The sequence below is a fragment of the Frankia sp. CcWB2 genome (genome assembly GCF_977927585.1).
The window spans coordinates 3,663-10,238 of sequence record NZ_CDWRCM010000081.1 but is presented as its reverse complement, the minus strand read 5'-3'; the positions used below and the strand labels follow the sequence as shown (position 1 = coordinate 10,238).

The window sequence follows — 6,576 nt, the reverse complement described above, 5'->3', positions numbered from 1 at the left end:
TTCAGCGGCACGTCGCCGAAGGCACGTCCCTCAAGGCGGACATAGGCCCACTTGCGGTCGTCCAGCCAGGCGACGTAGTCCGACGGCCCGATGTGCACGTTGTCCCTGCCGAGGTCGTGAGAGACCTGGGAGGTCACGGCCTGCGTCTTGGAGATCTTCTTGGACTCCAGCCGCTCGCGTTCCAACATGTTCTTGAAGTCCATGTTGCCGCCGACGTTGAGCTGCATGGTCCGATCCAGGATCACGCCGCGGTCCTCGAAGAGCTTCGCCAGAACCCGGTGGGTGATGGTCGCGCCGACCTGTGACTTGATGTCGTCGCCGACGATCGGCACGCCGGCCGCGCGGAACTTCTCCGCCCACTCGGGCACCCCGGCGATGAACACCGGCAGGCAGTTGATGAAGGCGACGCCGGCGTCGATGGCGCACTGGGCGTAGAACTTCGCGGCGTCCTCGGAACCGACCGGCAAGTAGCAGACGAGCACGTCGGCACGGGTCTCCCGCAGGGTCGCGACGACGTCGACCGACTGCTCGTCCGACTCCTCGATGGTCTCCCGGTAGTAGCGGCCGAGGCCGTCGAGAGTGTGCCCGCGGGCGACGGTGACCCCGAGCGGCGGGACATCCGCGATCTTGATGGTGTTGTTCTCGCTGGCGACGATGGCCTCGGAGAGGTCGCGGCCGACCTTCTTCGCGTCCACGTCGAACGCGGCGACGAATGTCAGGTCCGAGACGTGGTACTCGCCCAGCCGCACGTGCATCAGCCCGGGGACCTGGGCCGACGGGTCGGCATCGCGGTAGTACTCAATCCCCTGGACCAGCGAGGCAGCGCAGTTGCCCACGCCGACAATGGCGACACGTACCGAGCCCATGACGGTCTGCTCCTTAGCTGAGATCTTCGTGGAAATGGGTCATCTGGGGCATACAGCTCCGCCGCGGCATTCCCGATCATGCTGGTCGGGAACAGGGACCCGCTACGGGATGACGTTCATCGGGTGGTCGGGACCTCGCCGTCGGGGTCCTGGCCGGCTGTCCGCGGGGCATGCCTGCTCCGGCCACGCCTGTTCACGTTTACATTCAGGTGCGCGTCGGCGTCGGCAGGTGTGCCGCCCTCCCGTGCGCGCGGGTCGTCCTGGCGGTCCGCCTGCGCCGGAGGGCTTCCCGGCCCGCTTGGGCGGGCCGGTCCGACGACGGGTGCCCCCGGCTGCACGGATCCTGTGGACGGGTTTGTGGACAAACCTGTGGATCCTGTGGACAACTGTGGTCCCTGGGTGCCGGTGGGGGTGCCGGCGCGTTCGGTCTCGATCAGCTCGTTCAGCCAGCGGACCTCACGTTCGACCGATTCCAGGCCGTGGCGCTGCAACTCGAGTGTGTAGGAGTCGAAACGCTCGACGGTCCGGGTCAGGGCCGACCGAACCTTCTCCCGGCGCTCCTCGAGCCGCCCGCGGCGACCTTCGAGGATGCGGAGGCGGACAGCGGCGTCCGTCTTCGAGAAGAAGACGAAGCGCACGCCGAACATCTCGTCTTCCCAGGACGACGGTCCGCCCTCGCCCAGCAGGTCCGCGAGCTTCTCCTTGCCCTCGCCCGTCAGGGTGTAGACGACCCGGCTGCGCCCGCCGAGACGGCCCGCGGCGCTGACGTCGTCCGCGGTGACGTATCCGGCGGACGCGAGACGACGCAGACAGGGATAGAGCGAGCCGTAGCTGAACCGGTGGAACGCGCCGAGCAGCGCCGCGAGCCGTTTGCGCAGTTCATAGCCGTGCATAGGGCTCTCGGAGAGCAGGGCGAGGACCGCCAGCTCCAGCATGATCCACCCCTCCTCGACCGTGATGCCCCGCGATGCGCCGCCGGTCGTTCCGCGAGCCGTGGCGGCTGGCCGCCACGGCTCGCGGAACGACCGTCTCGACATATCGAAGCGATACATCGAGGATAGGCGTCGCGGGACGAGTACCGCAACCAGGAATGACCAGTCGGCGACCGGGAGATGACAGATAGGCGCTCTGCTGGTGCATCCCGACCCCGGCCGGACCATCGATGGATCCACCGGCCGCCGAACGGGCGTCGCGCCCTGGCGAGGGTGTTCCCCGAGCCTGTGGAGCGTGGAAAACCCCGGCTGCCAGGGGATATCGGCCGAGATCCGCGCATCGGAAGGGGCCGGTGGCCGCCCGGGGCGGACGCTGTCCGACGGTCCCGTCGGTGGCCGGAGACCATCCCGCGCGGCCAGATCCCGGTGCGGGCGGGCTCACACTGTCATCCGGCTCACAGCCGGGATGTGTGAGGTGGGAGACGGTTTGGCGTCTGTCTGGACCGTCTGTCTGGACCGTCTGTCTGGAAGCCGACTCCGGCGTACCGTTGCTGGCATGCGTCCGCGGTCGGTCATCGACTACGCGCTCGCCCGCCGGGCGACGCTGGCGGATCTCTTCGCGGGCAGAATCTCGCCGTTGGATGCCTGTGACGCGCATCCTTATCTGCTGCGGGCGGCCAGGTACCACGGTGAGCGGACCACGAAGCGATGCCCGGTCTGCCGAGGCGGCGATCCACTCATCCATGTCACCTACGCCTACGGCGACGAGCTCGGGGAGAGCTCCGGCCGGGCCCGCATCACCAGGGAGCTCCCCATGCTCGCATCGAGGTACAGCGAGCTGCAGGTCTATGTGGTGGAGGTGTGTCCGCCCTGCGGCTGGAACCACCTGGTCACTTCTTATGTGATCGGGACGGGGGAGCCGAAGGCGAAGAAGCAGGCCCGGCGGCGGACCGCGGACCGCTGACGGCTGGTCGTCCCCGAGAGGCGCGAAGGACGCCCTGCGCGAGGGGGCGGAACCCGGCGTGAGATCCTGGTCTGCCATGTGGGTCTCATGGCAGGTCCTGGCGTGGCATCCGCCATGGGCTGACCTCGTCACAGCCTCGTCGGGTGAATGCGGCGAGTGAGCGAACATCACGTGGTCGGCCCCGGTCCGATGGTGGACCGGTGGTCGCCGGGATCGTGCATGGTCCGGGCCGAGACGGGCCGGTTCTGTGGATCCTGTGGATCCTGTGGAAATCGGACCTCCGGTGATGGTTGGGGGCGCCGGCCCGTCTCCTGCGGCGGTCCGGGTACCGGGGAGTCCCGCGGCGACGGATGGAGCGGTTGGTGAGCTCTCCCTACGATCAGGGCTCTAGTCGGGGTGGTCCTGCACCTGACCGAGCATGGCCTAACCCGGACGGCCAGTCCCGGGTAACCGCGGACCGGGTACCCCCGGACCGCGCCCGGCGGCCGGAGCAGGCCCAGGCAGGCCAGGCCCAGGCAGGCCACGTCCAGGGACGCCGGCTGGTGCCGCCAGCGGGCCGGCCCACCGGCGGGCGAGGGGAGCGCACCGCTCTCGTGCCACCCGCGGCTCCCCCCGCCGCGGCGAGGACGAACATGCCGCCGGATGGTAGGACCGGTCGGGGTGCCGGTCCCGCCGCCGGGGGGTGGGTGCCGGACCGCGGCGTCGGGAAGTCCGACGTGCCCGGCCGTGAACCGTCCAGTGGTCGTCCCGGCATGCCCGTTGGCGAGGCGACCGGTCGTCGCCGAGGAGGCGGCGCGCCATCCGGTCGGGCGGCCCCCACCAGGCGGGTTCCCGGCCGTGGGTTCTCCGATCGGACCGCCTCTGACCGTGGCGTCCCCGACCGTGGGCCGGACCGGCCGGCCGCCGAGGTCAACACCCTGTACGACACCGTCGACCAGGAGGCCCTACGGCGGGTCGATGTCCGGGAACGCACCGTGGACGCCACCATCTACCACAAGGTGACGCCGGAGCAGGACTCCCGGAACGGCCGCCGCAACGGGGTGTCGGACCGCGACCGCATGACCGAGGTAACGCCCGCTCGGCAGGTGGCCGGTCGGCGCGACCTCACCCGCGCTACCGAGCTGATGGCCGTCCGGACCCGGGCACGGGAGGGAGGTGGATCGGCCGCTACCCGCCGGATGGCGGGTGGGCGACCGGGTGCGGATCGGATCGAGCCCCGCCGGACCGGTCCAGGCCGATCCTCCCGGGCGGAGATGGGTGCCCCGGGCGGGCCGGGAGGAACCGGGCGCCGCAACGGGAAGGCCTCCCGGCCGGGCCAGGGGCGACACGGCCCGATGTGGTGGCGACAGCGCCCGCGCTGGATGCGCCGTCTGGTCTTCGCCGGCTTCTTCTCCGGCCTTCTCCTGTTCGTCGCCGGCATCGGCGTCATCTACGCGGCGACCCAGGTCCCGCTGCCTGCCGAGGTGAAAACCGACCAGACGTCGATCATCTTCTACGGACCGCCGGCCGGCTCGCATCAGGACAACGGTGAGGAGCTTGCCCGGATCGGCACCGTGAACCGCACCGACGTGCCGCTCGCCGAAGTGTCCATGGACCTGCAGCACGCGGTGCTCGCGGCCGAGGACAAGAACTTCTATCACGAACCCGGTATCTCTCCCAAGGGCATCGCCCGGGCGCTCTACGTGCACCTCACCGGCGGGGAGCTGCAGGGTGGTTCGACCATCACCCAGCAGTACGCCAAGAACGCGTACCTGTCGCAGGAGCGGACCTTCACCCGCAAGATGCGCGAGATCGTGCTCGCGGTGAAGCTGGGCCAGAAGTACTCCAAGGGACAGATCCTGGAGTTCTACCTGAATACGATCTACTTCGGCCGGGGCGCCTACGGTATCGAAGCGGCGGCGAAGGCCTACTTCAACACCCCGGCCGCCAAACTCACCCCCGCTCAGGGGGCGGTCATCGCGGGCCTGATCCGATCACCCAACTACCTCGACCCGGCCAAGAACCCGGGTCCGGCGGCGAACCGCTGGCACGACGTGGTCGCGACGATGGTTGCCGAGGGCTGGGCTCCGCCGGAACTCGCCCAGCAGAGCCCCCCACCCGTGGCCGCGAAGGCGGAGGACGCCGCCGCCTCGTCCGATCAGATCGCGTACATCCGCAACCAGGTCAAACGTGAGCTTACGACCGTCGGGAAGATCACCGAGGACCAGATCAACCGCGGTGGACTGCGCATCACGACCACGATCGACAAGGGGCGGCAGTTCAAGGCCTTCCAGGCGGTGAGCGACGTGCTGGGCCCGGCGTACGCCGCAGTGCCGGATCTGCGTACCGGGCTCACCGCGGTAGAACCCGGGACCGGCAGGATCCTCGCCTGGTACGGCGGGTCGCTCTACGGCAAGGACGCACAGGGCCATGAGCAGTACGTCGACAACGTGTCAGGGGCGCAGGTGCAGTCCGCCTCCACCTTCAAGACGATCACCTTGGTCGCGGCGCTGCGCCAGAACATCAACCTCAAGTCGACCTTCGCCGCTCCCGCCAAGATCACGCTGCCGGGGAACTACGTGGTCAGCAACGACGAGGGCGAGCCGGGTGATCTCGGGTACAAGGATCTCATCGAGGCGACGGCGGGCTCCATCAACACGGTGTACGTACCGTTGGGGCAGAACATCGGCGTCTCGAACATCGTCAAGACCGCGCGCGACCTTGGCATCCCGAGCAGCACTCAGCTTCGCAACGAGGCGGGTATCACCCTGGGCCAGGACGACGTGCGCGCGGTGGACATGACCGCGGTCTACGCGACCCTCGCCGGCAACGGAGTGCGGGCCACGCCGCACATCGTCGACAAGGTGGTCGACGGCAAGGGGCAGGTGATCTACTCGGGTACCCCGGATGCGAAGCAGGTCATCCCGGCCGCGGTGGCCCGCGACGCCACGTACGCCCTGCAGAGCGTGCTGACGGATCCGAGCGGCACCGGGAAGCGGGCCCGGCTGGATGGCGGGCGCGAGGCCGCCGGCAAGACCGGGACGTCGAGCAACTTCCGGTCGGCCTGGTTCTGCGGATACACCAGGGAAATCGCGTCCTGCGTGAACATGTTCCGGGGCAAGGGCACCGAGCAGGACGTGCTGAAGGGCATTCCCGGCGCCGACAAGGGCGTCTACGGAGGTAACTACCCGGCCAAGGTGTGGAAGGCGTTCATGGATGCTGCGCTGACGGGGGTGCCGCCGTCGAAGTTCGATTCGCCGGCCTTCGGTGGCCTCGTGCAGGATAACGAGCCCGAGCCGACTCCCACACCCACCCCGGCGCCGAGCGCCCCATCGAGCCAGCCCGGCGATACCGGGCTCAACCTGGGCGATCTCCTGAACCCCAGTGGCAACGGCAACGGCAACGGCAATGGCGACGGCAATGGCAACGGCAGTGGTCAGCAGGGTGCCGGCCAGCAGGGCCGGCCAGCTCGACAGACGGGGATCTTCTCCGACCCGTTCAGTTGACCGGGAGGTCGAGTTCAGTGCTGTCATGGGCTGTCATGGGGCGAGAATGACGGGCATGGCCCTGTCCCCGGCGTCCCCCGTCCGCGTCAGCCCGGCCCGGGAGGACCCGGTCGTCGCGGGGGCAAGCCAGCTCATCGGTGGGCCGCCGGGTGAGCACGCGGTCGTGCCCGACCGGCGTGGTTGGCTGACCCCGCTGCGGGTGCTGATGGCGATGGTCATCGTGGCTGGGGTCCTCGGCTATACCCAGAAGATCAGTTGCCGGGACACCCGGAACTGGACGCATGAGCACCAGTACACGGCGTTGTGCTACTCCGACATCGTCGCGCTGT

The 6,576-nt window shown here is 69.2% G+C and carries 4 protein-coding genes and 1 pseudogene; 3 read left to right on the top strand and 2 right to left on the bottom strand.

The window, feature by feature from the left end; all coding sequences use genetic code 11:
- Both ACY45C_RS10710 and ACY45C_RS10705 read right to left on the bottom strand, forming a co-directional pair.
- On the bottom strand, nucleotides 1-866 hold an 866-nt coding region (locus tag ACY45C_RS10710; protein ID WP_462187472.1), incomplete at its 3' end, for an inositol-3-phosphate synthase.
- Between the two features lie 116 nt (nucleotides 867-982).
- Nucleotides 983-1,801 carry a PadR family transcriptional regulator gene (locus ACY45C_RS10705; RefSeq protein WP_462187471.1) on the bottom strand — a complete coding sequence of 273 codons (819 nt, stop codon included), beginning with the start codon at nucleotides 1,799-1,801 and terminating at the stop codon, nucleotides 983-985.
- A 553-nt stretch (nucleotides 1,802-2,354) separates the two neighbouring features.
- On the opposite strand from ACY45C_RS10705, the gene ACY45C_RS10700 reads away from it, so the two are divergent.
- The 3 genes and pseudogenes from ACY45C_RS10700 to ACY45C_RS10690 all read left to right on the top strand — a co-directional run.
- Entirely contained in the window at nucleotides 2,355-2,762 is a 408-nt protein-coding gene (locus ACY45C_RS10700; protein WP_462187469.1) for a DUF5318 family protein, read from the top strand.
- Nucleotides 2,763-3,478: 716 nt separating this feature from the next.
- A complete protein-coding gene (locus tag ACY45C_RS10695) occupies nucleotides 3,479-6,247 on the top strand; it encodes a transglycosylase domain-containing protein (protein WP_462187468.1) in 2,769 nt (922 codons plus the stop codon).
- A 46-nt stretch (nucleotides 6,248-6,293) separates the two neighbouring features.
- Nucleotides 6,294-6,576 (top strand): annotated as a pseudogene (locus tag ACY45C_RS10690) (hypothetical protein); the annotation flags it as partial.

Bases quoted from the DNA above. Each gene is read 5' to 3' on its own strand.
- ACY45C_RS10705 (WP_462187471.1), bottom strand. From the start codon at position 1,801: ATGCTGGAGCTGGCGGTCCTCGCCCTGCTCTCCGAGAGCCCTATGCAC.
- ACY45C_RS10700 (WP_462187469.1), top strand. From the start codon at position 2,355: ATGCGTCCGCGGTCGGTCATCGACTACGCGCTCGCCCGCCGGGCGACG.